This window comes from Protofrankia sp. Cj3 (genome assembly GCF_917627355.1).
Taxonomy (GTDB): domain Bacteria; phylum Actinomycetota; class Actinomycetes; order Frankiales; family Frankiaceae; genus Protofrankia.
Window position 1 is genome coordinate 1 of sequence record NZ_CAKJTR010000008.1, and the last position, 2,431, is coordinate 2,431.

Genomic DNA, 2,431 nt, shown 5'->3' on the forward strand with positions numbered 1-2,431 from the left:
GTTCCCAGGGCGATCATCTGGCCGGCGATTACCCGAGCGACGGCAGCGGCAACACGGCCTCCAACGGATCATCGACAACAAACTGGTCCGCGACCGGCCACACCGGCGGATCGTCCAGCTCCTCTACCTACACCGACGTGTGGGGCCTCTGCATGAACTAGTGCAACGCCTCAGCAGTTCCTTAGAGGGCATCTCGTCCAGATAGGCGAAGTTTGTCGGGTCCTGTACACGGCAATTGTCGGGATTCAGGAACGGCGAGGTGGGGTATCGACTCACCTGCGCCGTCGTCTGCACCGCCTGAGGCGGCTCTGGCGCGGGACGGTTCCGACCCTGCCTCGCCTTGCCACCGCCAGAAATCCGACTGAACCATCGCAAAATGAACGAGATGCTCTCTTAGAGCGCCCGGCAATAGGGGACGCGGCGTCGCGGGGCTGGGGCACGCACCTCGCCGTGTTGTCGTCAGTCGCCACCCAACACCAGGGTGGCTCCCTCCGCCGCCTTGCCGGAGCGGGCGCGGATGAGCCGCTCACTGATCGAATGGCTGTTCCGGCATGCCTTGGAAGGATGGCTGTCCACCCCGTTACACCCGCTGGATGTCATACGAGGAGCAATTTTGCTGAACGGCAGCTACGAGCTGGAATAGCTGCGGCCTACTTATGTAGGAGAGGCAGTCCAGCGCACCACAGCCGAGGCCATGCGCAACAGCCCGATTCTTTATCCCCACGATGGGATACCGTCGCTGATTATCGCGCGCGGCAGCCGCGAGACGGTCGCCTTCGTCTCTCAACATGATTGGTTTGTATCGGCCATGGGCGGATTCGGGCGGTCGTGGTGGCGGATAGATGCGGGTGACGGTGACCTGGCTGTCGCTTCCCGGCAGGAGGAGAAAGGCGGCATGGGCGCGCGGCGGAATCATCCGTACCGCAGGCGGCCGTCGGCGTGACCGGCCGGATTCACCGGTAGGGCCAGAAGTGGCTGCGTCTGGCGGCGGCTGTCCTGCTGCCCATCGGTGATGGCCCCACGAGACGGGAGACCTTCGCCCTACTCGGCGATGTTCTCATGCCGGGCGCTCTTGATTGTTCGACGCTGGGTACCGTATCCTCGCCGAGGATGGAAGACAGCCGCCAGCAGTATTCCCGGTACGCGGTTCTATGGGTATCTCCTCGCCTGTCTGGGGAGCACGGGGAAGCACAGCGCAGCCATTCTCACAGGAGCCGGGATGAGCGAGGGGCGTACATGCTCCATCTTTTCGGGCAATGACTGTTTTTCCGACGAAACCGCAGAGTGGGTCGGGCGCGTCGAGAAGATTGCCCCGGTGCTCGTCCGCTACCGGGACCAGGCCGAACATGAACGGACAACTCCAGCCGCGGTCATCGACGCGTTGCGCGGACAGAACATCCACCGGATGTGGGTCGCCGACGCCTTTGGTGGCGGGCAGGTCAGTGTGCGGACCGGCTCAGCCGTCCTGCGGACGCTGGCCCGCATCGATGCATCCGTTGCCTGGCAGATGGGCGTCCAGGGCGCTATCGGCCGGCTGTCGGACTATCTGCCGGAGCCGGTGGCGCAGCGCCTTTTCCGCGAGAGCCCGGGGCTGGTGGTCGGCGGTATCAATCCGACCGGCCGGGCCGAACGCGTGCCCGGCGGATACCGGCTGCACGGCACCTGGTCGTTCGCCAGCGGCTCGGCGCACGCCACCTGGCTGGTCTGCGCCGCCATGCTCGCGGAGGACGACATGGCGTGTCCGTCCCCCGCCGGGCCGCGGACATGCATGGCCTTCGTGCCCAAGAGCGCCGCCGTGTTCGTGGACGACTGGTTCACCATGGGACTACGCGGCACCGGGAGCACGACCTACCGCATCGACGGCCTTGTCGTCCCTGACGATCACACGGTTGACGGTTCCCTCCTGCGGCGCCCCCCGGCTCGCCGCCCGTCCCGGGCCTACGACATCGCCTACTACGACTTCGCTCCGTTCACGACCGCGTCGACAGCACTGGGAATCGTCCAGGACGCCCTCGAGACCTTCCGTTCCCTGGCCCAGGAGAAGATTCCCGCCAGGGCGACGAGTCCGCTGGCGGCCAGTCACACCGTGCAGGCGGGGCTGGCCCGCGCGGAGGTCCTGGCGCGGGCCAGCGCCCTGCTGCTCACCGATGCCGCCGACCAGGCGACGGCATACGGCGAACATGGCGGGGAAGAGCTCAGCGCGCTGATCCGGCTGGCGGCCGCGGCCGTCGGCGAGAACACCGCGACGGCCGTGGACACGCTCTACGACCTGGCCGGGACGAGCGCCCTCTACAGCGCCAGCCGGCTGGACCGCTGTTTCCGTGACATCCATGCGGCGGTCAAGCACATCACCCTCTCGTGGACGAACTTCGAGATGGTCGGCCAGTACTTTCTGGGCGGGGCGCTCCTGACGCGGCGGTGACTGCGAACC

The 2,431-nt window shown here is 66.6% G+C and carries 1 protein-coding gene; it reads left to right on the forward strand.

The window, feature by feature from the left end:
• Nucleotides 1–1,219: 1,219 nt before the first annotated feature.
• Nucleotides 1,220–2,422 (forward strand): acyl-CoA dehydrogenase family protein, encoded by a 1,203-nt coding sequence (locus tag MJ783_RS01995; RefSeq protein ID WP_239308178.1) that lies wholly within the window; start codon nt 1,220–1,222, stop codon nt 2,420–2,422.
• Nucleotides 2,423–2,431 lie beyond the last annotated feature (9 nt).